Genomic DNA, 23,528 nt, shown 5'->3' on the forward strand with positions numbered 1-23,528 from the left:
GTCGGCGACCTGTTCGGCTACGGCAAGATGTTCCTGCCGCAGGTGGTCAAGAGCGCGCGCGTGATGAAGCGGTCGGTCGCCTACCTCGAGCCGTTCATGGAGGCGGAGAAGGAGCAGGCGCGCCGGGAAGGCCGGCTCGCCTCCAGCGGTGGCCAGGGCAAGATCGTGCTCGCCACGGTCAAGGGCGACGTCCACGACATCGGCAAGAACATCGTCGGCGTCGTCCTCGGCTGCAACAACTACGAGGTGATCGACCTCGGCGTGATGGTGCCGGCGGGCAAGATCCTCGACACCGCGGTCACCGAAGGCGCCGACGCCGTCGGGCTGTCCGGGCTGATCACGCCGTCGCTGGACGAGATGGTCGCCGTGGCCACCGAGATGCAGCGGCGCGGGCTGAAGATGCCGCTGCTCATCGGCGGCGCGACGACGTCCAAGCAGCACACCGCGGTGAAGATCGCCCCGGCCTACGACAACGCGACGGTGCACGTCCTCGACGCCTCGCGCGTGGTCGGCGTCGTCTCCGACCTGCTCGACCCGGACCGCTCGATCGCGCTGACCGCGAAGAACCGGGCCGACCAGGAAGTGCTGCGCGAGCAGCACGCGAGCAAGCAGCGCCGCCCGATGCTCACCCTGGAGCAGGCCCGCGCGAACCCCGAGAAGGTGGCTTTCGACGGCCTGCCGACCCCGGCGTTCACCGGCCTGCGCGTGGTCGAGCCGAGCATCGCCGAACTGCGCGAGATGGTCGACTGGCAGTTCCTCTTCCTGGCCTGGGAACTCAAGGGCAAGTACCCGGCCATCCTCGAGCAGCCGGTCGCGCGCGAGCTGTTCGACGACGCGAACACGCTGCTGGACCAGATCATCGCCGAAGGCAGCTTCACCGCGAAGGGCGCATACGCGTTCTGGCCGGCGCACAGCGAGGGCGACGACATCCTGCTCGAAGGCGACCACGCGCACGTCAAGTTCCCGATGCTGCGGCAGCAGACGGCCAAGCCCGAGGACCGCGCGAACCGCTGCCTGGCCGACTACATCGCCCCGATCGGCGACCACCTCGGTGGCTTCGCGGTGGCGATCCACGGCGCCGAGGCGCTGGCCGCGCGCTACGAGGCCGAGCAGGACGACTACCGCGCGATCATGGTCAAGGCGCTGGCCGACCGCCTCGCCGAGGCGTTCGCCGAGCACATCCACCTGCGCGCCCGCCGCGACTGGTTCGAGCCGGACGCGCAGCCGAGGCTGGAGGACCTGCACGCGGAGCGCTTCCGCGGCATCCGCCCGGCGCTCGGCTACCCGGCCAGCCCCGACCACAGCCAGAAGCGCGAGCTGTTCGAGCTGCTGGAAGCGGACGGGCTGGGGATGGCCCTGACGGAGTCGTTCGCGATGACCCCGGCGGCGAGCGTGTCCGGGCTGATCTTCGCCCACCCGGACTCCCGCTACTTCACCGTCGGCCGCCTCGGCCGCGACCAGGTCGAGGACTACGCCCGCCGCAAGGGGGTCGAGGTCGCCGAGGTCGAGCAGTGGCTCCGCCCCAACCTGGCCTACGACCCCGAGGCGTAGTCCGGCAGCTCGATGTCCGTGGCGAACTTGTCGGTCGCCTTGAGCATCAGGCCGAGGAGGAAGCGGGACTTGAACGTCCAGTCCCGCAGCTTGATCCGCAGCGGCGACGGCGGCGCCAGGAACGGGCCGGCGCTGCCGCGCTGCGAGACCTTCGCGTAGTCCCGCATCAGCTCCTCGTAGCGGGCGAACGCGACCCGGTGGTCACCGTCGGCGGCGCGCAGCTCGCCGGCCAGCACGTAGGCGCCGACGACCGCCAGGCCGGTGCCGAAGCCGCCCAGGGTGTTGCCGTACGCCGCGTCGCCGAGCAGCACGACCCGGCCGCGGGTGTAGCCGTCGATCGTCACGCGGCTGAGCGAGTCCAGGTAGAACTCGCGGGCCTGCGGGATCCGGGCCATCAGCTCCGGCACCCGCCAGCCCGCGCCCCGGTAGGCGTCCATCAGCAGCTGCCGCTGCTGGTCGGTGTCGGTGCGGTCGTAGTCGAGCTCGGGGGAGGCGAACACGAAGAACGCCGACGCCTTCGGGCCGCCGACCGTGGCCATCCGGCCCGGCTCGTTGTACATCTGCGCGTCGCCGCCGCCGAGCTCCTCGCCGAGCTCGGCCAGCGCGTAGTGGTAGCCGAGGTACTGCACGTAGCCGCGCTCCGGGCCGAACGCGAGCCGCCGGACGTTCGAATGGATGCCGTCGGCGCCGACGACCAGGTCGAACCGGCGCGGCTCCGCCCGGGCGAAGGTGACGTCGACGCCGCCGGTGGTCTCGGTCAGCGACGTGACGGTGTCGCCGAAGAGGTATTCGCAGTCCGTGTGGGTGTACAGGATTTCCGACAGCTCGCCGCGGCGGATCTCGATGTCGCCGCCGGTGAACTCGCCGGGGATCACGGCCCGCGGCTTGCCGGTCGCGTCGACGATCGTCTGGTCCTGCCCGCCGGTCTGGCGGCGCAGGACCTCGTCGAGGAGGCCCATGCGGTCGAGCACGGCGCGGTGGGTGGCGCCCTTGAAGTCGACGGCCTGGCCGCCGGGCCGCAGCGCCGGGGCGCGTTCGACGACGGTCACGGTGCAGCCGAAGCGGGTCAGCCACCAGGCCAGCGCGGGGCCGGCGACGCTCGCGCCGGAGATCAGGACGGTGAGGTTCTTCATGCCGCCGAGCTTCGCCAGGGCCGCTTACCGGTCCCTGGCGAAGCGCTGACGGTGGCCTACTCGACGGCGCCGTTGTTCGTCAGCAGCGTCTGGTACCAAGCGTCGTACGGGTGGTTGGTCGCCGGGTAGTTCGCCAGGGGAGTGGTGGCCTGGCCCGCGGCGTCGAAGTCCCAGCCGCGGACCAGCTTGCCCGCCTGCCGGGCCGAGGTGATGAACGCCGACTCCGTCGCGGGCGCGCCGTAGAACAGCGCACCCTGCTGCAGTTCGGCGCTGTCGCCCTTCTGGAACTCGTCGAAGGCGACCTGGCGGTAGCGGATCCGGTCACCGGCGACGCGGCCGGTGTCGGCGCGCAGCGTCTGCGCCGAGGTCGGGCCGTCCGCGCCGGTCCACACCGACACCGTGCGGCCGGCGCTGCTCGACGTCGCCTTGGCGAACCGCGCGTCGGACGTCTTGGCGTTGCCGGTCCACGCCACCGCGGTTCCCGCGAGCACACCGTCCCAGGCCCAGTTCTGGCTGTTGCTCTGGCTCTTGTGGATCTCCCGCAGGTGCGTCCCGTCGGTGAAGGCGACCGTCGGGAGGACGCCGTTGTCGTACTGGTGGCTGGCCTGCCAGGTGATCTCACCGTCCGCGCCGAGCTTGCCGACGTGGGACCAGAGCGTGGTCGCGCCCTGCGACTGGTGGACCTCGACGAGGTCGCCGTTGTCGTTGAGCGCGACGGCCGGCGTCTGCCCGCTGTCGTACTTGCCGTGCCGCAGCCAGGTGACCCGCCCGTCGGCGCCGTAGGTCCCGGTCCAGTACCAGAGCGCGCCGGCCCCGGAGTCGTGCACCTCGACGACCTGGCCGCGGCCGTTGAGCGCGACGGCCGGGTGGTACCCGACGTCGCGTTTGTACTCGGTGCGGGAGCCGCCGTCGCCGGACAGCAGCGGGAGCACGCGCCCGCGCAGCGCGTCGACGTCCGGCTGCGCCGCCGGGTAGTCCTGCGCCCGCAGCAGCCGCGTGCCGAACACCGATTCGAGCTCCTGGTTGAGCGCCGTCAGGTTCCCCGCGGCGAACGAGGGGTTGTCGGTGAGGTCGTCCTTGAGGTCGAGCATGACGACGATCGGTGCGGCGGCCGGGTGCTGCGCGGACCAGGTGTTCACCACGGCCAGCCAGTCGCGGAGGTTGTTCGACGCCGGGTTGCCGCCGCTGTGGTCCACGAGGTTGCCGGGCGAGTCGTGCCCGACGGCGTAGTCGTGCGAAGTGGCGTAGCCGTTGTCGTGCACGTCGAGTTCGAGGAACCGCACGCCGTGGTCGAGCTGGTAGACGAGGGAGTTCTTGGCGCCGTCGACGTTGCCCGAGTAGCTGTTGTGGGTCGCGCGGAAGACCGACGCGGGGAACGGCGGGCTCGCGGCGTGGGCCGTGGCGGGGAGCAAAAGGGCGGAGGCGGTGAGTGCGGCGGTGGCCAGTGCGGGCAGACGGCGCATCCTGGAGTCCTCACGTCGGCAACGGGGCGCGGCCCATCCTGGCGCCCGCGCGGTGGCGCTGTCTCGAATTCCGGGTGAACGGTCACCGGTAATCTCGCCGGTATGGCGGCAGAACACGTGATCGTGACGTCCACGACGGACTCGGAAACCGCGGCCCGCGAGCTGGCCACCGAGGCGGTGGCCGCCCGGCTCGGGGCGTGCGCCCAGATCGTCGGCCCGATCACCAGCGTCTACCGGTGGGAGGGAGCCGTGCAGACCGATCAGGAGTGGCGGGTGGAAATCAAGACCACCGCCGAACGGGTGCCCGCGCTCACCGAACGCCTCCGGCAGCTGCACGGCTACGACCTGCCGGAGGTCGTCGCCACGCCGATCACCGGGGGCAGCGCCGAATACCTGGCGTGGCTGACCGAGGAGACCGCTGGCTAGATTCGGCGCATGGACCACGATGGACTCAGGCAGCGCTTCGCGACGCTGACCACCGCCCACCTCGCCGACGCGTGCATCCGCGCCGGGCTCCCGGTGCGGTGCGCACCGGCCCCGACCCGAGCCGTGGTGCCGGGCAGCCGGCTGTTCGGGCCGGCCGTTCCGGCCCGGCACGTCGGCAGCGTCGACGTCTTCCTCGAGGCGTTCGAGGACGCCCCCGGCGGCGGCGTCCTGGTGGTCGACAACGGCGGACGGCTCGACGAAAGCTGCGTCGGGGACCTCGTGGTGCTCGAGGCGCGCGCCGCCGGGCTGTCCGGGGTGGTGATCTGGGGCCTGCACCGCGACACCGCGGACATCCGCGCCATCGGGCTGCCGGTGTTCAGCCTCGGCTCGCTGCCCACCGGCCCGCTCAGCCTGGGGCCCCGCATCGACGGCGGGCTGGCCGAAGCGATCGTCGGCACGTGGCGGATCGGGCCGGCCGACCTCGTGCTCGGCGACGACGACGGGGTCCTTTTCGTCCCGCTCGCCCGTGCGGGTGAATTGTTCACCCTCGCCGAAGGAATCCGCGACACCGAACGGCGCCAGGCCGACCGCATCCGCGGCGGCGAACCGTTGCGGCAGCAGGTGCGGTTCGGTGACTTTCTTGCGGCGCGGGAAACGAATCCGGCGTTGACTTTCCGCGCCCATCTCCGGGCCGTGGGCGGCGCGATTGAAGAGTGAGCGCGAAAGTGTGATCACCCGCCTGATCGGGTATCCCGGGCCTGCAGCGGGCGCGGGAGGCGGAACCATGAACACGCTCATCGGCTTCGGCCGGGACATCGAATACCACTTCGCCCGGGGGCTGCGTGCCTACCTCGCCCGGGTCGCCCGGGCGGTCGGCGTCGGCTTCGAATCGTGTTCGCTCGACCTCGACGAGCCCGCCTCCGGGTACGTCGCCCTCGACCGCACGCTCCCCGACCTGCCGGGGCACGACCTCGCCCTGATCTGGGACGAGGTGCACGGCTGGTCGGCGGTCGTCGAGCCCGCGGGCGGCGGGGCGGCGAAACCGCTCGCCTACCTCGGCGGCCCCGAGGTGCTGCCCGCGCCGCGCGTGGTCGCCCGGTTCCTCGAGGTGCTGCGGGTCGCCGGGTCGCCCGCCGGGTCGTTCCGGCCGCCGGTGTTCCGGGCGGCCGGGCACCACGAGGAGCTCGTCGACTGGCTGCCGGTCACCGGTCCCGAAGGCCTGCTGCGGCCGAGCTCCCCGGCCTGGTGACCGGCGGCGATCCCGCGCTCGGCCGCCTAGGATGGGTGGGCACACCGCTTTCGGGGGCCCGGGTGGCGAAGCCCCCGGCTCGGGGCGAAGCCCCGGTTGTCACAGCCGTAACCGGAGTGAGGGACCACCGTGAGCAGCGCCGAGGAGCCCCGACCAGTCCGTGTCCTGCTCGTGGAGGACCACGACATGGTCGCCGAGGCCCTCCAGCAGGCCCTCGACCGCGCCGACGGGATCACCGTGGTCGGCCGGGCGCGGTCCCGGGCGGAGGCGGTGGCCGACGTCGCCGAGCACGCCCCCGACGTCGTGGTGCTGGACCGGCGGCTCGCCGACGGCGACGCCCTCGGCGTCCTCGCGCAGCTCGGCTCGGGCGGGGCGCGGGTGCTGGTGCTGACCGGCGACGCGACGCCCGCGATCGCCGTGCAGGTCGCCAAGGCGGGCGGTGCGGGGCTGCTGCTGAAGTCCTCCCAGCTCGGCGTGCTGGAATCCGCCGTGCGGGACGTCGCCGCCGGCGGGGTCGTCTTCGACCCGGAGCTGCTGCCCGGCGTCTTCGACCGGCTCACCGGCCGCGGCGGGGGTGCGGCGCTGACCGCGCGGGAACGCGAGACCCTCGACCTGCTCGCCGAAGGCGCGACCACCGACGAGATCGGGCGGCGGCTGGGCGTCTCCCGCAACACCACGCGCAACCACGTCCAGCGGGTGCTGGAGAAGCTCGGCGCGCGCTCGAAGCTCGAAGCGGTCGCGGTGGCCCGCCGGGAGGGCCTCATCGGCTGATGCAGCTGCACCAGCCGCGGGAGGGCTTTTGCATCTCGCGCCGCCCGAGCCGCTTCGACGAGGCTTACCGGGTGACCATCCCTGCCCCGCTCACCGCGGAGTGCGTGCTGACCGGCTCGGCCCCCGGGCTCGCGCTCGCCCGCCGGTTCACCCGGCTCGCCCTGCTGGCCTGGACCGACGGCCGCGCCGTCGACGACGCGCTGCTCGTCGTCACCGAGCTCGCGACGAACGCGCTGCGCCACGGCGTCGGCGACCCGGTCCTGCGGCTGAGCGTGGACGGCGCGGACGTCCGCATCGAGGTCTTCGACGACAGCCCGGCACCGCCGGTCCGGCGCCCGGCGGGAGCCGACGGCGGCTGGGGGCTCGTCCTGGTCGACCGCCTGTCCTCGGTGCGGGGAACCGAACGCCACGGCCGCGGGAAGGTGGTCTGGTGCGTCCTGCCCGCCTCGGCGGCCGAACTCGCGGGCTGAGCCGGGTTCGTGGCCGTGCCGGGCGGGCGGTCATCCGGCAGAGTTGCCGCATGGACGACGACCGGTTCCGCCTCCTGGTGCAGGGAGTGCTGGACTACGGGATCTTCATGCTCGACACCGAGGGCCGGATCTCGACGTGGAACGCGGGGGCGGAGCGCATCACCGGGTACGCGGCGGAGGAGATCGCCGGGCGGCACTTCTCGGTCTTCCACCCGCCCGAGGACGTCGCGGCGGGCAAGCCCGCCCGGGAGCTGGAGGTCGCCGTCGCCGAGGGGCGGCTGGAGGACGAGGGGTGGCGGGTGCGCGAAGACGGCACCCGGTTCTGGGCGAACGTGGTGATCACGGCGTTGTACGACGAGCAGGGGCGGCTGCACGGGTTCGGGAAGGTCATCCGGGACCTGACCGAGCGCCGCGCGGCCGAGCTGGCGCTGCGGGAGAGCGAAGAACGGTTCCGCCTGCTCGTCCAGAGCGTCCAGGACTACGGCATCTTCATGCTGGACACCGGGGGGCACATCTCCAGCTGGAACGCCGGCGCCGAGCGGATCAAGGGGTACGCGGCCGAGGAGATCATCGGGCAGCACTTCTCGGTGTTCTACCCGGCCGAGGACGTGGCCGCCGGGAAACCGGCCTGGGAGCTGGAGGTCGCCGTCGAGGAAGGGCGGCTGGAGGACGAGGGGTGGCGGGTGCGCAAGGACGGCACCCGCTTCTGGGCGAACGTGGTGATCACGGCGTTGTACGACGAGCACGGCCGGCTGCACGGATTCGGGAAGGTCACCCGCGACATGACCGAACGCCGCAACGCCGAACAAACCCTGCGCGAACGCCGCCGGCTGGTCGGGCACCTCGTCGAGGCCCAGGAGGTGGAGCGGCGCCGGATCGCCTGGGACGTCCACGACGAGTCGATCCAGTCCATGGTGGCCGTCGGCATGCGCCTGCAGCTGCTGGCCTCCCGGCTGCCGGAACCGCACGCGAGCGCCGTCGGCGGCCTCGACGAGTCGGTCGCCGCCGCGATCGCCCGGCTGCGCGGCCTGGTCTCCCGGCTGCGGCCGCCGGAACTCGACCGGCACGGCCTGGTGGAGGCCATCTCGGCCTACACCGACGAGGTCGCGGGCCGCTGGGGCTTGGCGCACGAGGTGCGCGACGAGCTCACCGCCGAGCCGTCGCCCGAAGCGGCGATCACCGTGTACCGGATCTGCCAGGAGGCGCTCAGCAACGTCCACAAGCACGCGCGCGCCACCCGGGTCGCCGTCATCCTGTCCACAGTGGACAACGGCACCCTGGTGCGGATCACCGACGACGGCGTCGGCACGGCCGGTGGCGACGCCGGCTCGGGCCACTTCGGGCTGGTCGAGATGCATGAACGCGCCGAAGCCGCGCACGGCTGGCTCTCGGTCGACAGCACGCCTGGCGAAGGCACCGTCGTCGAGTTCTGGCTGCCCCTGCTGCCCGACGCGACGGAGCTCGAACCGTGACCGAGCTGCGGGTGTTGATCTCCGACGACGACGTGCTGATCCGCGACGTCCTCAAGGAAGTCCTGGAGGCCGAGGACGGCATCGCCGTGGTCGCGGTGGCCGGCGACGCCGACGAGGCGATCCTGCTCGCCGAGCGGCACCGGCCCGCGGTCGCCGTCCTCGACGTCCGGATGCCGGGCGGCGGCGGGGCCCGGGCGGCCCGCGAGATCGCCCGGCGCAGCCCGGACACCGCCATCCTGGCCTTTTCCGCCTACGCCGACCGGGCCTCCATCGCCGGCCTGGCCGCGGCCGGCGTCACCGAGTACCTGGTGAAGGGCGCGCCGAACACGGCGATCGTCGAAGCCGTCCGGCGGCTGGGCCGGCAGGCGGCGGGGTGAGCGGTCAGGGCACCGGCCGGACGTTGGCGACGCAGTCGAAGTCGGTCGGCAGCAGCGTGAACAGCCGCCGCACCGCCCGCGAACGCCCGGCGTCCACGGTGAGGCGGGCGCCGGCGGAGTCGGCGAGCAGCTGGGCGCGCAGCAGCGAGTTGAGCCCGGCGACCGAGAAGAACGTGACCCCGGCCAGATCGATGACGAGGTCGCCGAGGTCACCGCGGACCCGGTCCTGCAGGACTTCGTCGAGGCGGCGCGCGGTGCTCAGGTCGACTTCGCCGGTCACCTCGACGAGCAGGGTGCCGGCGCCGGGGGAGCGCACGCGCAGGGACATGTGGCCACCGGCGTGGAGCCAGTCGGCGTCGGTGAGCCGGTGGTCGGCCGAGCGTGGTTCCGGAACCATCGCGGCACCCTTTCGTCGGGCAGCGGGAGCGGACCGGACGTTGCGGGACGGGGATGCCGGACGGGGCAGCCTGCCGGCCCGGGCGCGGAACGTCCGGCAGCGGCTGACGGCTCAACCGTGAGCCATCAGCATAGTGCATCTGCACTAGGCGGACCATCGGGCCGCAACCGGATGGGCGGCGAACCGGTGGACAATGGACCAGACGGGTGAAGGAGGCCGGATGCCGACCACGGTCGTCAACCTGAAGGGACACCGGGACGACCCGGACTACGCCGACGTCGTCTACGTCGGGCGGGCGATGCACCGCGGCGGCTGGCACCTCGAGGCGTCGAAGCTGGCCAGCCCGTTCCGGCCCGGCCCGGACGGCACGCGCGAGGACGTCGTCGCCCGGTACCGCGAGTACCTGCTGTCCCGGCCGGACCTGCTGGAGCTGCTGCCCGGGCTGCGCGGTCGCCGCCTCGGGTGCTGGTGCGTCCCCGAACCGTGTCACGCCCAGGTGATCGCCGAGCTCGCGGATAACGGGCCGTAACAGAACGGACCCCCTGTGCGAGTAACCTGACACGAGGGGGTGATTGATGGTGCACGCGCGGCGACTCGGCGGGTTCGACCAGGCCGAACTCCCCGCGGCTCACCGGATCCGGTGGTGGCTGGCGGCGGTGGCGGCGGGACTCGTCGCGGCCGGCTTCGCCGTCGTGCCCTACCTGCCGTTCTTCCAGTCCTGGACGTTCGTGCGGGACCCGAAGGTCGCCACCGTGATCACCTGGACCGTCCTGCAGACGTCCGTGGTGCTCGTGTCGGCCGTCCTGACGTTGTACTTCATCGGCAAGGCGCGGCTGGAAGCCGCCGCCTACCGGGCCAACCAGATCGACATCCGGGTGTTCGTCGACGAACGGCCCGAAGGCAGCCACGACCGCGAGATCGACTCCGCCGTCGAGCTGACCGCCACCTTCAAGCGGTTCCTCAACGACTCCCGCCTCTACACCCCGACCCCGGTCCCGGGCGCCGGGAGCTCGTACGACTTCCTCCAGATCGTCGAGCACGCCGGTGACGCCGCGGAGGGCTGGTGGAAGGCCGTCACCAAGGTGATCCGGCTCGCCCAGCCGCCCGCCGCGTTCACCGTCACCGGCACCGTCCGGCCCGGCAACACCCCCGGCCGCCACCAGCTCATCCTGGAACTCGTGCGCGTCCCGCGCTTCGCCGCGAGCCCGCTGGTGATCGAGGACGCGAACTGGCCGCGCGTGCTGCACCGCGCGGCGAACGCGGTGGCCGCGCTGGTCATCCCGCGCAGCGGGTACGTCCGCTCCAACATCCACTGGTCCGCCTGGCGCGGCGCGAAGATCCCGTACGAGCTCTTCGACGCCTACCAGCGCGCCAACCACTTCATCGCCTACCGCCGCTACGACGAGGCCCTCGCGGAGTACTACCGCGCGGTCAGCCTCGACCCGGCGAACGTCTACATCAGACTCGAGATCGCCGCCCTGCAGGAACAGCTCGACCTGCACCTCGACGCGCTCGCCACCTACGACGACGTGATCACCGTGTGCAGCCGGGGACACCCGCGGCTGGCCCGCTGGTGGATCGGCCCCGACTTCGCGCGCCAGCCCCGCCACGCCGGCCGCGGCCGCGACGTCGCCCTGCTCATCGCCCGCTACCGGCACGCGCTCGTCCTCGGCCACGGCGACTCCGTGGCCGGGTCCTTGTGGGTGCGGCGCACCACCGCGGGCACCCCCGGCGACGCGCGGGCGCAGCGCCGTGCCGAGCTGCGGGCGGCGATCGAGCTGCGCTTCCGCCGCTACGTCGACCTCGACGTCCGGACGCGCCCGTACGCGATCCCGCGCGAGAAGCGCCTGGAGCTGCACCGGCGCGTGCTGAAGGTGCCGGTCGAGGAACTCCTGGTCAGCGAGGCGACCCCGGAGCAGCTCGCCGAGTACAACCAGCGCGCGGCGGAGATGCGGTCTTACTTCTGCGCGCTGTCGCAGTACGAGATCGAGCGGCTCATCGAGGACTACCGGCGGTTCGGCCGGCGCTGGCGCCGCAGCTGGCAGCAGCTGACCAACCGCGCGCTCGACCTGTCCCTGGTCTGGTCGGTGCTGCGGCGCGCGATGGCGGACGTCGAACCGGTCACCGGCGCGGTGCCCGAACCCCAGCCCGCCTACCCCGGCAGCCGCGTCCGGCTGGCCGACGTCTGCCCGGACCGGCGCTGGCCACCCGACCCGGGCAGGCTCGACGCCACCGTCGAAGCCGCGGGGCCCCGCAAGTCGTGGGAGGAGTGCTACAACGCGGCGAGCGTGTACGCGGTGGCGATGCTCGAAGTCGGCCCGCGCGGCGAGCGCGACCTGCGTGATCGCGCGCGCAACCCGCGTCTGCTCGGCGAATCGCGCGACGAGGTGGCCCGCCGCGCGGTCCGCGAGCTCTACCACGCGGCGACGATCAGCCACAGCGGACGGCTGCCGGAGCGCCGCTCCTGGGTGATGGGGGAGGACCCGGACCTCGCCGCCCTGCGCGGCCACGAGCTGTTCCGCGTGTTCGAGATGGTGACGTTCTCCCCGGACCGGGCGGCGCCGCTGCGGCCGCAACGCGCCCACGTCTGGGAGCAGGTCGGCTACGTCCGCCGGTTGGTCGCCGAGATCGCGGGCTGCCGGGCGCACTTCTGGCGCGTCCGCGCGCTCGCCGAGGGCCCGCCCCCGGACGGCCGCACCCTCGACCGCTGGCGATCGGCCGACCGCGACGCCTGGCGGAAGCTGGCGAGCCTGGCGGCCGGGAAACAGGACTGGTACACGCGCTACCAGGCGATCTGCGCGTTCCGCGAGTGGGCGGCGGAGTCCGGCTACCCGGGCTCGATCTCCGGATTCCCGCTGTACTGCGAGGAAAGCCTGCACGCCCAGCTGCGGGGCGCGGCCGGCCCACGGGCGAAGACGAACCTGGACGCGAACATCGTCGTCCGCGAGTACGTCCGGCTCTGCGACCGCCGCCTGGACCACCTGGTCGCGGACATCGCCGAGCTGACCGAGCAGTCCACCATCGAGGACTTCGCGAGCTGCGCCGAACTGTGGGCGGCGCTGTGCTCGTGGTTCGACGACGACATCGCCGACGGCTCGTCGGCCGACGAGCGCCGCGAGCGGTTCCGCAAACTCGCCCGGCCCTAGCCCGGCCGCGTGTAGCGGTGCTTCACCCCGGCCGGGAAGTACTCGGGGTCGCCCGCCGGGCGCAGGACGACGTCCGGCAGCTGCCGCTCCGCCGGGACGTAGTGGGCGAACTCGCTGTTCAACCGGACGAGCTGGTCTCGCACGGCCGTCGCGATCCGGCCGGCGTCGGCGGTGGTGCCCGGTGCGGTCTCCACGGTGATGCGCAGCCGGCGGTCGCGGTCGGCGTCCTCGACCGACTCGATGACGAACTTGCCGGTCACGGTGTCGCTGATGCCGGGCTGCTCCAGGCCGACGGTGACGTTCTCCGGGTAGACGTTGGCACCGAAGAACGACACCGTGAACAGCGAGCGGCCGAACACGTAGACGAACGGCAGCTCGGGGCCCGGTGGCGGGGTGAAGCCGTGCCGGGCGCAGAAGTCCAGCAGCCCGGCGTGCGAGAGGAGCCCGCCGTCGTCGGCGATGTGGTAGCGGACGAGCGGGATGCCGCCGTCCGCGGTGAACAGCAGCGTGCCGTCCTGGACCTCGAAGAAGCGGCTCGCCGGGTCGTACTGCACGAGCGTCGGCAGCCGCGCGTCACCGAAGACCTCGCGGGCCAGCTCCGGGCGGCCGGCGAAGAACCGGCGGATGCTCGCCGACAGGGGCGTTTCGGTGCCGAGCACGCCCGCGTCGGCCGTCCCGTAGAGCGACGCGATGTCGCGGACGGGGTCGGCGATCCCGGCCCGCCCGGCGACCAGCTCGCGCCACTGCTCGCTGAAGACTTCGCCGGCGAGCACGAGCTTGACGGCGTAGGAGGGCCAGTCGACGCCCTCGGCGCGTCCGGTGTCGACGACGTCCTTGACGAACGGCGGGTAACCGAGCAGGACGACCTGGTCGAAGTGCGGCGCGAGTTCGGGCAGCACGCGCAGGATCTCGGCCTTGTTGTTGCCGGGCGCCACGACGGTGACAGGGCAGCCCTTGGCGGCGAGGTGGCGCACGCAGGCCGTGGTGAACAGGCCGCCGACCCAGGTGCCGAGCGGGAAACAGACGACGGCGAGGGTGCGGCGCCGATCGGCCGCGAAGGCGTCGACCAGGACGGTTTCGAACCGCCGGGCGACGTGCAGCTCGTCTTCGAGGGCCCGCGGCCAGATCGTGGGCCGGCCGCTGGAGCCGGAGGAGACGGCGATCATGTCGAGCCCGTCGAAGGTACCGCCGCGGCAGAGCTCGGGCAGCGGGTGCTTCCGGTGGTAGCCGGCCTTGTCGGTGCGGGGCAGCGTCCGGAAGTCCGCCATGGTCCGGATGGCCCGCGGCTCGATCCCGTGCTCCCGCAGGAACTTCCGGTACGCGGGCACGGTTTCCGCGGTGCGGTGGAACAGTTCGAGGACGGCGGTTTCCGGCGCCGGGTCCGCGGGGCCGAAGAAGGAGTCGAGCGCCTGCCGCACGCGGGTCTGCCGGCCGAGGTCCATGATCGGAGCATAGCGGCGCAACCGTGCCATGATGGGCGCCGTGACGACCTCGGCCCAGGAGCAGCCCGCCGGCCCGCCGTTGACCCTGTACCTGGTCAAACGGCTCGAGCTGGTGATCAGGGCGCTGCTCGACGACGCCCTGCGGCCGCTCGGGCTGACGACGCTGCAGTACACGGCGCTGAGCGTGCTGGAGGCCAGTGGAGCCCTGTCCTCGGCCCAGCTGGCCCGCCGGTCGTTCCTCCGTCCGCAGACGATGCACGAAATGGTGCTGACGCTGGAGAAGCGCGGCTTGATCGCGCGAACCCCGAAGGCGGACAACAAGCGCGTCCTGCTGGCGGGCCTCACCGAAGCCGGACGCGAGCTGCTGGTGGGCTGCGCGCCGGCGGTCACGGAGCTGGAGAACGCGCTCCTGGCGGACCTGAGCCCGGGCCAGCGGGCGACGTTCCGCGAGGGCCTCCAGCACGGCGTCCGCGCCCTGGGGGCGCTTTCGGGGCAGCGGCGGGCACCGGAAGCCTGATTGCCCCGGGGGTACGGTCCGGGGGACACCTGGGGGATCGGTCTCCGCCGAGTGGAGTCTCGAGCCGGGCACGCCGGGCCGGAAGTGCTAGGCCGACCGAGTGGAAGCGCCGGACGGCCCGTAGCAGGCGTGTGGGGTGCGGCGTTGGAGGGTACGTCCCAGGCCTGTTCTCACCGTGGAGGTTCGCCGACGTGACCGGGGCTCGCGAGGTGTCCGTCGCCGCCCGCAGGTTGCTGGTCCTGGCGGCGGCGGTGGCGGGCTTCTGGCTGGTTTCGTGGCTGGTGTCGGGCAGCGCCTCGGCGGCGGATGTCTCTGTGGGGCGGGGTGTCGAGCCGGGCCTGCCTTCGGGTGTGGTTTCGGCGGCCGACGGGGTGGTCGCTGCTGGGGTTTCGCCGACTGCCGTGGGACGGGCGAGTGCGGTGGATTCGCGGGTAGCGCCGCGGTCCGTCGCGGCTGCGCGGCCGGTGGAGCGCGCCGCCGGACCGACCGCGGCGGGAGTCGTGGGCGCCGCCGAGCCGGTGACTCGCGCGGTTGCGTCGCCTGTCGCGAAGACCGCGGCCGCGGTTGCCGAGCCGGTGTCGCATGTGGCGGCGCCGGCGGCGCGTGTGGTGGGGGCGGTTGCGGAGCCGGTTTCGCAGGTGGCGGCGCCGGTGACGCGTGCCGTCGGCGCGTTGGGTGAAGCTGCGGCCGCGGATGTCGCGCCGGTGACTCGTGCGGCAGGAGCCCTTGTCGCACCCCTGGGCCGAGCCGCCACTGCCGTCGTCGCGCCGGTGACCCGCGCCGTCGTTGCGCCCATCGTGCGTTCGGCCGAGCCGATCCTGAGCCCCGCGAAGGCGCTCCTCTCGCCGGCGACCAAGACCGTCACCGGGCTTGTCGCCCCCGTCGTCTCCGACACCGGACTGACCAGCGTCGTCAAGCCGGTCACCGGCGACGCTTCACCCGTCGTGAACCCCGTCGCCGACCGGGGCGAGCGGCCCCTCGCCACCGACGCACCCGTAGTCGCCTCCATCGTCCGGCTCATCACCCCGCCGGCCGAAGCGGCGGCGACCGGGCCGCTGCCGAACCGAGCCCGGCAGGTCGTCTCCGTCATCGTGAAGACGGCCGGCCGCACCTGTGTCCCGCCCAGCTCACCCCGGCCGCACAGGACCACTGCCCACCACGCCGCCGCCGGTCACCGCTCCGGGCAGACTCCGGTTCACCCCGGCGCGCCCGTGTCGTCTCCCGATGTCGCGACCGGCACCGGCGCCGGCATTCCGCCCGCCTTCCTGAGCGCGGGCCAGGCTCCGCACCACTTCCGCGCGTCCCCCTGGGCGCACGGGGATTTCGTGCCGCTGTGGCGGCCGTGCGAACCGGGCACCGGGCCCGGCTAGTCCGTTCCGATCTTCCGCCCGTCGTGTGCCGCGCGGCGCGATCCGCGCTGCCCGCGACCGTCGAATCCGAACCGAAAACCACGCGTGGAAGAGGGACGAAATGGAAGCGAGCGTGTTCGACCTGGGGAAGGTCCGAAGAGACGCGGTGGTCACCGTCCGCCTGGACGCGATGGCCAACGTCAGGCTCCTGACCGCGGTCAACTTCCAGGCCTACCGGCGCCGGCAGTACTACCGGATGCACGGCGGGGTGGCCACCGCACCGATGTTCAAGATCCACATCCCGGCGAACGCCCACTGGTTCCTGGTGATCGACGTCGAAGGTCTCGAAGCCCGGCCCCTGCGCCCGCGGGTGAGCGTCGAGCCCGAAGCGGCCGTCGCGGCCAAGGCGCGCCCCCGGTGACCGCCGGCGGCCCCGGCCCCGCGGTCGGGGCCGCCGCCGATCCTCCCCGCGTCGGCGGGCGGATGCGGGGTACCCGCCCGGGATGCAGACGTTCCTGCCGTGCACCGACTTCACCGCCAGCGCCCGCACGCTCGACCGCCGCCGCCTCGGCAAGCAGCGCGTGGAGGCCCTCCAGGTGCTGCGCGCACTGGTGATCCCCGGCTACGGCTGGCGTCACCACCCGGCGGCGAAGATGTGGACGGGGTACGAGGAAGCGTTGACGCGCTACGGCCTCGAGGTCTGCGCGGTGTGGTGCGAGCTGGGCGCGGCGGACACGTGCGCGGCGAAGCTGGGGGAGGAGTTCACCCGGTCGGTGGGCAAGGCAGAGGTCCGAACACAGAGCGAACTGACGGCGGCGGGCGACGTACCGCCCTGGCTGGGCGACGAAGCGGTCCACCGCAGCCACCAGTCGGCCCTGGTCCGGAAGGACCCGGACCACTACGGCGCGCTGTTCCCGGGGGTGGCGCCGGACCTGCCGTACGTGTGGCCACCCTCGGACCGGCCCAGCCGCACGGCTTGACCCGCTTGCCGCGGCGGTGCGCCGGAGCCGCGGGGCCCTTGGAGTGGCTCGGGCTGGCTGGGCGCTTGGAGCGGCTCGGGTTGGCTGGCGTGGCCTCGGGCGGGGGGGAGGTGCGGGTTGGCCGGGGTCGCGATGCTGGGCCGGGGTGGGCGGCTCGGGTTGGCTGGCGTGGCCTCGGGCGGGGAGGTGCGGGTTGGCCGGGGTCGCGATGCTGGGCCGGGGTGGGCGGCTCGGGCTGGTGGCTCGGGTGGGCTGGTGCGGTGCGGGTTGGCCGGGGTCGCGATGCTCGGGCGCGGGAGGTGCGGGTCGGCCGGGAATCCCGGCACCCGGCCGGGGTGGGTGGCTCGGGCTGCCGGCTCGGGCGGGTTGGTGCGGTGCGGGCCGGCCGGAATTCGGCTGAGGCAGCGCGCGTGGCCCTTGGGCGGTGCGGGCCGGCCGGAAATCACGCGGCAGAGCGAGGAGCCCCGGGGTAGCGGCGGATGATCGGCTTCGCCCGCAGCCGTCGCAAGGCGGCCGAGTCCCGAGCCGGCTCCGCGCAGTGCCAGCCGGTCGGAAACCGGTGTGGACCTGCGGCTCCACTGGTCCGCACCGCGCTCCGACGCCGACCTTCGGCGGATTTACAACGTTGTACCAACGATGTAAAAAAGTCCCTGCCCGGCTCGCACGCCGTTGGAAGGGGTCACCGATGTCCTCCCGAGACCGAAATCGAGACCGATACCAGGGCCAGCATCAGCACCGAACCCGACAAACCGACCACCTCACCCGCCGCGATCTGCTCCGCCTGGCCGGAGGCACCACCGCAGCCATCACCGCCACCCTCTGGCTACCCGCGACCGCGACCGCGACCGCGACCGCCGCCGCGGCAGCCCCAGCCACCGCAGCAGCCGCCGACAGACCAACAGCCACCACCGAAGCAGCCGCCGCCGGGACCTTCACTCCCATCCGGCCGCCCGCCACCCCGCTGATCGTCCGCTCGCCCTACCTCTCCACCTGGCAGCCCGCCGACACGCTCACCGGCACCTGGTCCAGCTTCTGGACCGGCCACATCACCGCCCTCTGCGGCATCGCCCGCATCGACGGCACCGCCTACCTCTTCGCCGGCGCGCCCGGCAGTCCGGCGCCCACCCCGATGACGCAGGTCAGCCTGCAGGTCACCGGCACCCGCTCGACCTACCTCCTCACCGGGGGCGGCGTGAACCTCACCGTCACCTTCTTCTCCCCCGTCGATCCCGCCAACCTGCAGCGCCAGTGCGTCCCCTTCGGCTACGTCACCATCCAGGCCGCCAGCGCCGACGGCCGCGCGCACGCCGTCGACCTGCACTTCGACACCTCCGCCGAGTGGGTGCACGGGAACACCGGCACCGCCGTCACCTGGGCGCAGCAGCAAACCGGCGGCTACACCCTGCTCAGCTGCACCCCCGCGAACCCCGGCGTGCTCCAGGAAAACGGTGACCAGGCCAGCTGGGGCTCCCTCGTCCTCGCCGCGCCGACCTCGGGCACCACCTGGCAGATCGGGCAGGACACCGTCGTGCGGGCCGCGTCGGCGGGCCAAGGCGTCCTGAACAACACCAGTGACGCCGCCCAGCCCCGCGCCATCGACGACCGCTGGCCGGTGCTCGCTTTCAACAAGAATCTCGGCACCATCCCGGCCGGCGGCGCGGCCACGCCCTTCACCCTCGCGATCGGGCACGTCCGCACGCCCGCGGTGCGCTACCTCGGGAGCGAACTGCGTCCCTGGTGGACGCACTACTGGAGCACCTGGCCGGACATGGCGGTCTGGTTCGCGAACGACTACGCCGCCGCCCTCGCCGCCGCCACCTCGATCGACCAGCGGCTGCACGACGACGCCGTCGCCGCGGCCGGCGGCGGCAGCACCGGTGAACACTACGCCGGGATCTGCGCGCTCGCCCTGCGCCAGGCCTTCGGCGGCACCGAACTGGTCGACCGCGGCGGCGCGCCCTGGGCGTTCCTCAAGGAGATCTCCTCCAACGGCAACATGTCCACAGTGGACGTCACCTACCCGGCGTTTCCTGCCTACCTCTACCTTTCGCCCGCCTACCTGCGCCTGCTGCTGGAGCCGTTGCTCGACTACGCCGAGCGCGGCGGCTGGCCGATGCCGTTCGCCGAGCACGACCTCGGCACGCACTACCCGGACGCGACCGGGCACAACGACGGCAACGAGGAAAGCATGCCGGTCGAGGAGTCGGCCAACCTGCTGATCATGGCCGCCGCGCTGGTGCAGCGGCTGCCGCAAGCCGACGCCGTCGCCTTCGCGACCGCCCACTACCGGATCCTCCGGCAGTGGGCCGAATACCTGGTCGCCAACACCCTCGACCCCGGCTTCCAGAACCAGACCGACGACTTCACCGGCTTCATCGCGCACAGCGCGAACCTCGCCCTGAAGGGCATCATCGGCGTCGGCGCGATGGGCGTCATCGCCGCCGCGACCGGCAACGCGGCCGACGCCCAGCGGTACCGGTCGACCTCGCGCAGCTACGTCAGCCAGTGGGTGACGCTCGCCGAGGACGGCCAGCACCTGCGGCTCGCCTACGACCAGCCGGGCACCTGGAGCCTCAAGTACAACGGCTTCGCCGACCGCGTGCTCGGCCTCGACCTGGTCCCGCTCGGCGTCGCCGCGCAGGAGGCCGCCTGGTACCAGGGCCGCGCCGGTGCCCACGGCGTCCTGCTCGACCCGCGCAACAACTACACGAAGGCCGACTGGGAACTGTGGACCGCGGCCTGGCTCGCCGACCAGCCGAACATCCGGACCACGCTCGTCGAGGGCGTCTACAGCTACGCCGACACCACGCCCCAGCGCGTGCCGTTCAGCGACTGGTACGTCGTCGCCGACGCCACCCAGCGCGGCTTCCAGGCCCGCCCGGTCGCCGGTGGCTACCTCGCACTGCTGACCCGGCCCGCCGCGTCGACGACCGTCTGGCGGAAGCTGCAGAACCAGCGCTCCGGCAAGGTGCTGGCCGTCTCGAACATGTCCCTGGCCGACATGGCCGAGGTGACGCAGTGGTCGGACAACGGCACCGCCGACCACCTCTGGGCCGTCGTGGACAACGGCGACGGCACCGTCCGGATCGTCAACCGCAACAGCGGCAAGGTCCTCGCCGTGCACGACCAGAGCCTCGACAACGGCGCCCACGTCCAGCAGTACCGCGACAACGGCACGCCGGACCACGACTGGCGGATCGTCGACGCCGGCGGCGGCTGGTCCAAGCTCGTCAACGTCCGCAGCGGCAAGGTGCTGGCGGTCGACCAGCAGTCCACGGCGGACGGTGCCCAGGCGACGCAGTGGGACGACAACGGGACCCCGGACCACCTGTGGCGGTTCGCCTGACGCCGGTTTGCGACACTGGCGGCCGTGCGCGCCGACTACACCCGGATCCGCCGCTTCCTCGAGGAGCGTGACCCGCCGACGCCGTGCCTGGTCGTCGACACCGACGTCGTCGCGGCGCGGGCGCGGGAGTTCGGCGCGGCGTTCCCCGGCGCGCTGATCCGGTACGCGGTCAAGGCCAACCCGGCGCCGCCGGTGCTCGACGCGCTGGTGGCGGCCGGGGCCGGCTTCGACGTCGCCGGGCCGGCCGAACTGGACCTGTGCCTCGGCCGCGGCGCCGCCCCGGCGGACATCGCCTACGGCAACCCGATCAAGAAACCGCGGGACATCGCCTTCGCGTTCGAGCGCGGGGTCCGGGAGTTCACTTCGGACGCCCCCGCCGACGTCGAGCACCTGGGCCGGTACGCGCCGGGCTCGGCGGTGTCGATCCGGGTCGTGCTCGACGCCCCGGACTCGGTGACGCCGTTCGGGCGGAAGTTCGGCTGCGCCCCGGCCGAGGCGCTCGACCTGGTGCTGCGCGCGGCCGCGCTCGGGCTGCGGCCGGGCATCGCCTTCCACGTCGGCTCGCAGCAGCCGGACGTCGGCGCCTGGGAGATCGGCATCGCGACGGCGGCGAAGCTGTTCGGCGAGGCCGCGGCGCACGGTGTCGCCATGACCCGGCTCAACCTCGGCGGCGGCTTCCCGACCACCCACCGCACCGCCGTCCCGCCGCTGGCCGCGTACGCGTCGACCATCGCGACGGCGCTCGAGACCGCGTTCCCGGAGGACCGGCCGGAGCTGCTGCTCGAGCCCGGCCGGGTACTGGTCGCCGACGCCGGCCTGCTGCGGACCGAGGTCGTGCTGGTCGCGCAGCGGGACACCCGCCGCTGGGTCTACCTCGACATCGGCCGCTACAACGGGCTCGCCGAGGCCGAGAACGAAGCCATCGCCTACCGGTTCGAACCGGTGGCGGCCCACGACGGCCCGGACGGGCCGGTGGTGCTCGCCGGGCCGACCTGCGACGGCGACGACGTGCTCTACCAGCGGACGCCGTACCGGCTGCCGCTGTCGCTGCGCAGCGGTGACCGGCTCGACGTGCCCGGCACCGGGGCCTACACCGCGAGCTACGCCTCGGTCGGGTTCAACGGGATCGAGCCGCTGCGCACCTACTGCCTCGGGAGGTGGGGCGATGCCTGACGTCGGCCGGTTCACCGGGCGGCACGTGCTCGCCGAGCTGCACGGCGTCGACCCGGCCCTGCTCGACGACCCGGTCCGCCTCGGCGAGCTGCTGCGGGCCGCGGTGACGGAGGCGGGCGCCACCGTCCTCGACGTCGTCGCGCAGCGGTTCGCGCCGCAGGGCGCCACGGTGATCGCGCTGCTGGCCGAGTCGCACGCCTCCGTCCACACCTACCCGGAGTACGGGTCGCTCTTCGCCGACGTGTTCACCTGCGGGGACCGCGCCGATCCCGAGCACGCCCTGCGGCTGCTGGCCAAGTCCCTGGACGCCGCGCCGGTCCACCTGTCGGTCCTTCACCGGGGAGAACGCTGATGCCCCTGATCCACGAACCGGTCGGCGACGGCCTCACCCGCGTCTGGGAGGTCGGCGAGGTGCGGTTCCACGAACGCACGCCGTACCAGGAGGTGCTGATCGGGACCACCGCGCAGGGGGTTTCGCTGTTCTGCGACGGCGAGCGCCAGAGCACCGAGGCGAGCCAGCTGGTGTACCACGAAGCCCTGATGGTGCCCGCGCTGCTGCTGGCCGAGCGGGTGCGGCGGGTGCTGATCATCGGGTCGAGCGAGGGTGTCGCGAGCCGGTTGGCGGTCGACGCGGGCGCGGTGCACGTCGATCACGTCGACATCGACGAGCAGGCCGTCCGCGCCTGCGCCGAGCACCTGCCCTACGGCTACACCCCGGCGGAGCTGGCGCGGGCCGAGCGCGGGGACGGGCCGGTCCGGGTGTCCTATGTGGACGGATGGGTCTTCCTCGCCGAGGCCGGCCGCCGGGGTGAGACCTACGACGTGGTCGTGATCGACCTGCCGGACGAGAACACCGATCCGGACGCGCAGCACAACCGCTTGTACGGCACCGATTTCCTCGCCCGTTGCGCGCGCCTGCTGGCGCCGGGCGGGGTGGTGGCGTGCCAGGCGGGCTGCCCGACGCTGTGGCGCAACGAGACGCTGCGCGCGTCCTGGCGGCGGTTCCGCGAGGTGTTCGGCGCGGTGCTGTACTTCGGCTCCGACGAGCACGAGTGGGCGTTCCTGTCCGGGCGCGCGGACCCGGTCGAGAACCCGGGTGCCCTGGTGGCGCGGCGGTTCGCGGATCGGGGGAGCACGGCGGTGACACTCGACGCCGAAGCGTTGCTCGGCGGCGCCACCCCGCCCCGCTCCCTACGCATGGATGGTCTGGACCAGTCTTCTTGACCTTCGATTCCCCGCATTTCGAGCCCCGGGAAACGTGAAATAGCGGGAAATGGATTTCCCGTGCTCTCCGCTGTCGTGTTACTCCGTTCAGTGGCCGTCGAAAAGGTTGCGATCGCGCTACGATCCTCTCCGCGCGCGATCATCATCACCACCTCGGCACCGTGGCCCATTTGGAGGAGCGTCATGCTCGGTATGTCGGTCGTAGGCGCAATGATTCTGTCCACCCTCGTCGCTCCCGTCGATTCTCCGGCAATGTCGGCGCCGAGCGAAAAGATCACGCTCGACATCAAGACGATCAACGGCTCCGGCTGCCCGGCGGGCACGGCCACCGCGTCCGCCGACGTCGCGTCCGACAACACCTCGTTCACGGTGCACTACACGAACTTCACCGCGAAGGCGGGCGGCGGCGCGTCCGCGCTCGAGGCGAGGAAGAACTGCCAGATCAACGTGCTCGTCCATGTGCCGCAAGGGTTCACGTATGCGATCGCCGAGGCGGAGTACCGCGGCTTCGCCCACATCGAGAGCGGGGCGAGCGCGCTCGAGCAAGCCAACTACTACTTCGCCGGGACGGCCCCGACCGCCCGGGTGCGCCACACCTTCCCCGGTCCGTTCCACGGCGTGTGGCGGGCCACCGACACCACCGACGTGGCCGAGCTGGTGTTCGCCCCGTGCGGCGAGAGCCGCAACCTGAACATCAATGCGGAACTGCGGGCGGACGCGGGTTCATCGTCCGGCGGCAGTTTCATCGAAATGGATTCCGAACACGCGAGCGTGGACACGATTTACCACTTCGCGTGGAAGACCTGCTGAATTCGGGAGGTTATTGCCGCGGCACCCGCTCACCGGAACCCCTCACCGGTGAGCGGGTTTTGCCGTGCCCGCCGGACCGGGGATTTCCGTTGAACGCGGATCAACCATTCCGCGTCAGCCGCGGGCCGGCGCCGGTTCGGTCTCGGAGCTCGGCGCCAGCCGGCACCGGCGTTCGAACCGCTCCATGAGGACGGTAGCGATCAGGACGGCCACTGGGGTGCTCACCGCGATC

23 protein-coding genes are annotated in these 23,528 nt (G+C 72.7%); 19 read left to right on the top strand and 4 right to left on the bottom strand.

The features are described 5' to 3' along the window. Positions 1-1,551 (top strand): vitamin B12 dependent-methionine synthase activation domain-containing protein (locus ACWEVN_RS07680; protein ID WP_452050651.1); only part of this gene is annotated, 1,551 nt, incomplete at its 5' end. Here the strand turns inward: ACWEVN_RS07680 and ACWEVN_RS07685 are convergent. After that, the gene (locus tag ACWEVN_RS07685; protein WP_452050652.1) at positions 1,533-2,684 is read right to left on the bottom strand and encodes an FAD-dependent monooxygenase; all 1,152 of its coding nucleotides are present in this window, start codon (positions 2,682-2,684) and stop codon (positions 1,533-1,535) included. The two genes, ACWEVN_RS07680 and ACWEVN_RS07685, sit on opposite strands and share 19 nt — an antisense overlap. A 56-nt stretch (positions 2,685-2,740) precedes the next feature. Beyond that, entirely contained in the window at positions 2,741-4,147 is a 1,407-nt protein-coding gene (locus tag ACWEVN_RS07690; protein WP_452050653.1) for a hypothetical protein, read from the bottom strand. Positions 4,148-4,249: 102 nt separating this feature from the next. On the opposite strand from ACWEVN_RS07690, the gene cutA reads away from it, so the two are divergent. From cutA to ACWEVN_RS07725, 7 genes are all read left to right on the top strand, one after another. After that, entirely contained in the window at positions 4,250-4,573 is a 324-nt protein-coding gene (gene cutA, locus ACWEVN_RS07695) for a divalent-cation tolerance protein CutA (RefSeq protein ID WP_310973173.1), read from the top strand. Positions 4,574-4,582: 9 nt separating this feature from the next. Beyond that, the gene (locus tag ACWEVN_RS07700) at positions 4,583-5,290 is read left to right on the top strand and encodes an RraA family protein (protein ID WP_449675644.1); all 708 of its coding nucleotides are present in this window, start codon (positions 4,583-4,585) and stop codon (positions 5,288-5,290) included. 67 nt (positions 5,291-5,357) lie between these two features. Continuing rightward, complete coding sequence (locus ACWEVN_RS07705; protein WP_310973171.1) at positions 5,358-5,822, top strand: DUF6292 family protein; 465 nt, start codon at positions 5,358-5,360, stop codon at positions 5,820-5,822. A 129-nt stretch (positions 5,823-5,951) separates the two neighbouring features. Continuing rightward, entirely contained in the window at positions 5,952-6,593 is a 642-nt protein-coding gene (locus ACWEVN_RS07710) for a response regulator transcription factor (RefSeq protein ID WP_449675641.1), read from the top strand. Between the two features lie 71 nt (positions 6,594-6,664). Further along, positions 6,665-7,063, top strand: coding sequence for an ATP-binding protein (locus ACWEVN_RS07715; protein WP_449685927.1), 399 nt, complete (start codon positions 6,665-6,667; stop codon positions 7,061-7,063). A 50-nt stretch (positions 7,064-7,113) separates the two neighbouring features. After that, positions 7,114-8,535 (top strand): PAS domain-containing sensor histidine kinase, encoded by a 1,422-nt coding sequence (locus ACWEVN_RS07720; protein WP_452050654.1) that lies wholly within the window; start codon positions 7,114-7,116, stop codon positions 8,533-8,535. Continuing rightward, entirely contained in the window at positions 8,532-8,912 is a 381-nt protein-coding gene (locus ACWEVN_RS07725) for a response regulator (protein WP_452050655.1), read from the top strand. The genes ACWEVN_RS07720 and ACWEVN_RS07725 overlap by 4 nt, the downstream gene beginning before the upstream one ends. Before the next feature lie 4 nt (positions 8,913-8,916). On the opposite strand, the gene ACWEVN_RS07730 is transcribed toward ACWEVN_RS07725, so the two are convergent. Further along, the gene (locus ACWEVN_RS07730; RefSeq protein ID WP_449685929.1) at positions 8,917-9,309 is read right to left on the bottom strand and encodes an STAS domain-containing protein; all 393 of its coding nucleotides are present in this window, start codon (positions 9,307-9,309) and stop codon (positions 8,917-8,919) included. Between the two features lie 220 nt (positions 9,310-9,529). On the opposite strand from ACWEVN_RS07730, the gene ACWEVN_RS07735 reads away from it, so the two are divergent. Continuing rightward, the gene (locus ACWEVN_RS07735) at positions 9,530-9,838 is read left to right on the top strand and encodes a DUF4326 domain-containing protein (RefSeq protein ID WP_449685930.1); all 309 of its coding nucleotides are present in this window, start codon (positions 9,530-9,532) and stop codon (positions 9,836-9,838) included. Between the two features lie 46 nt (positions 9,839-9,884). Next, on the top strand, positions 9,885-12,455 hold the full coding sequence (locus tag ACWEVN_RS07740; RefSeq protein ID WP_452050656.1) for a hypothetical protein: 2,571 nt from the start codon (positions 9,885-9,887) through the stop codon (positions 12,453-12,455). Here ACWEVN_RS07740 and ACWEVN_RS07745 read toward each other — a convergent pair. After that, positions 12,452-13,897 (bottom strand): phenylacetate--CoA ligase family protein, encoded by a 1,446-nt coding sequence (locus tag ACWEVN_RS07745; RefSeq protein ID WP_452050657.1) that lies wholly within the window; start codon positions 13,895-13,897, stop codon positions 12,452-12,454. The genes ACWEVN_RS07740 and ACWEVN_RS07745 overlap by 4 nt on opposite strands. 28 nt (positions 13,898-13,925) lie before the next feature. On the opposite strand from ACWEVN_RS07745, the gene ACWEVN_RS07750 reads away from it, so the two are divergent. The 9 genes from ACWEVN_RS07750 to ACWEVN_RS07790 all read left to right on the top strand — a co-directional run bounded on the left by ACWEVN_RS07750 (position 13,926) and on the right by ACWEVN_RS07790 (position 23,296). Further along, positions 13,926-14,414: a MarR family winged helix-turn-helix transcriptional regulator gene (locus tag ACWEVN_RS07750; RefSeq protein WP_449685933.1), complete on the top strand. Its 489-nt coding sequence runs from the start codon at positions 13,926-13,928 to the stop codon at positions 14,412-14,414. A 191-nt stretch (positions 14,415-14,605) separates the two neighbouring features. Further along, positions 14,606-15,784 carry a hypothetical protein gene (locus ACWEVN_RS07755; RefSeq protein ID WP_452050658.1) on the top strand — a complete coding sequence of 393 codons (1,179 nt, stop codon included), beginning with the start codon at positions 14,606-14,608 and terminating at the stop codon, positions 15,782-15,784. 100 nt (positions 15,785-15,884) lie between these two features. After that, positions 15,885-16,184, top strand: a complete 300-nt coding sequence (locus ACWEVN_RS07760) for a DUF1883 domain-containing protein (protein WP_449685935.1) — start codon at positions 15,885-15,887, stop codon at positions 16,182-16,184. Positions 16,185-16,266: 82 nt separating this feature from the next. After that, positions 16,267-16,743 (top strand): MSMEG_6728 family protein, encoded by a 477-nt coding sequence (locus ACWEVN_RS07765; protein WP_449685936.1) that lies wholly within the window; start codon positions 16,267-16,269, stop codon positions 16,741-16,743. 685 nt (positions 16,744-17,428) lie between these two features. After that, entirely contained in the window at positions 17,429-20,089 is a 2,661-nt protein-coding gene (locus tag ACWEVN_RS07770; RefSeq protein ID WP_452050659.1) for a glutaminase domain-containing protein, read from the top strand. A gap of 24 nt (positions 20,090-20,113) precedes the next feature. Further along, a complete protein-coding gene (locus ACWEVN_RS07775) occupies positions 20,114-21,262 on the top strand; it encodes a type III PLP-dependent enzyme (RefSeq protein WP_452050660.1) in 1,149 nt (382 codons plus the stop codon). Then, a complete protein-coding gene (gene speD / locus ACWEVN_RS07780; RefSeq protein WP_452050661.1) occupies positions 21,255-21,614 on the top strand; it encodes an adenosylmethionine decarboxylase in 360 nt (119 codons plus the stop codon). The genes ACWEVN_RS07775 and speD overlap by 8 nt, the downstream gene beginning before the upstream one ends. Further along, positions 21,614-22,486, top strand: coding sequence for a spermidine synthase (locus ACWEVN_RS07785; protein WP_452050662.1), 873 nt, complete (start codon positions 21,614-21,616; stop codon positions 22,484-22,486). Before speD ends, ACWEVN_RS07785 begins: the two co-directional genes overlap by 1 nt. Before the next feature lie 183 nt (positions 22,487-22,669). Next, the gene (locus ACWEVN_RS07790; RefSeq protein WP_452050690.1) at positions 22,670-23,296 is read left to right on the top strand and encodes a DUF4360 domain-containing protein; all 627 of its coding nucleotides are present in this window, start codon (positions 22,670-22,672) and stop codon (positions 23,294-23,296) included. Positions 23,297-23,528: the final 232 nt, after the last annotated feature.

Source organism: Amycolatopsis sp. NPDC003861, assembly GCF_053605405.1.

Bases quoted from the DNA above. Each gene is read 5' to 3' on its own strand.
- ACWEVN_RS07785 (WP_452050662.1), top strand. From the start codon at position 21,614: ATGCCCCTGATCCACGAACCGGTCGGCGACGGCCTCACCCGCGTCTGG.
- ACWEVN_RS07790 (WP_452050690.1), top strand. From the start codon at position 22,670: ATGCTCGGTATGTCGGTCGTAGGCGCAATGATTCTGTCCACCCTCGTC.
- ACWEVN_RS07765 (WP_449685936.1), top strand. From the start codon at position 16,267: ATGCAGACGTTCCTGCCGTGCACCGACTTCACCGCCAGCGCCCGCACG.
- ACWEVN_RS07740 (WP_452050656.1), top strand. From the start codon at position 9,885: ATGGTGCACGCGCGGCGACTCGGCGGGTTCGACCAGGCCGAACTCCCC.
- ACWEVN_RS07685 (WP_452050652.1), bottom strand. From the start codon at position 2,684: ATGAAGAACCTCACCGTCCTGATCTCCGGCGCGAGCGTCGCCGGCCCC.
- ACWEVN_RS07730 (WP_449685929.1), bottom strand. From the start codon at position 9,309: ATGGTTCCGGAACCACGCTCGGCCGACCACCGGCTCACCGACGCCGAC.
- ACWEVN_RS07770 (WP_452050659.1), top strand. From the start codon at position 17,429: ATGTCCTCCCGAGACCGAAATCGAGACCGATACCAGGGCCAGCATCAG.
- ACWEVN_RS07750 (WP_449685933.1), top strand. From the start codon at position 13,926: ATGATGGGCGCCGTGACGACCTCGGCCCAGGAGCAGCCCGCCGGCCCG.
- ACWEVN_RS07745 (WP_452050657.1), bottom strand. From the start codon at position 13,897: ATGGACCTCGGCCGGCAGACCCGCGTGCGGCAGGCGCTCGACTCCTTC.
- ACWEVN_RS07690 (WP_452050653.1), bottom strand. From the start codon at position 4,147: ATGCGCCGTCTGCCCGCACTGGCCACCGCCGCACTCACCGCCTCCGCC.
- cutA (WP_310973173.1), top strand. From the start codon at position 4,250: ATGGCGGCAGAACACGTGATCGTGACGTCCACGACGGACTCGGAAACC.
- speD (WP_452050661.1), top strand. From the start codon at position 21,255: ATGCCTGACGTCGGCCGGTTCACCGGGCGGCACGTGCTCGCCGAGCTG.
- ACWEVN_RS07735 (WP_449685930.1), top strand. From the start codon at position 9,530: ATGCCGACCACGGTCGTCAACCTGAAGGGACACCGGGACGACCCGGAC.
- ACWEVN_RS07720 (WP_452050654.1), top strand. From the start codon at position 7,114: ATGGACGACGACCGGTTCCGCCTCCTGGTGCAGGGAGTGCTGGACTAC.
- ACWEVN_RS07700 (WP_449675644.1), top strand. From the start codon at position 4,583: ATGGACCACGATGGACTCAGGCAGCGCTTCGCGACGCTGACCACCGCC.
- ACWEVN_RS07760 (WP_449685935.1), top strand. From the start codon at position 15,885: ATGGAAGCGAGCGTGTTCGACCTGGGGAAGGTCCGAAGAGACGCGGTG.
- ACWEVN_RS07705 (WP_310973171.1), top strand. From the start codon at position 5,358: ATGAACACGCTCATCGGCTTCGGCCGGGACATCGAATACCACTTCGCC.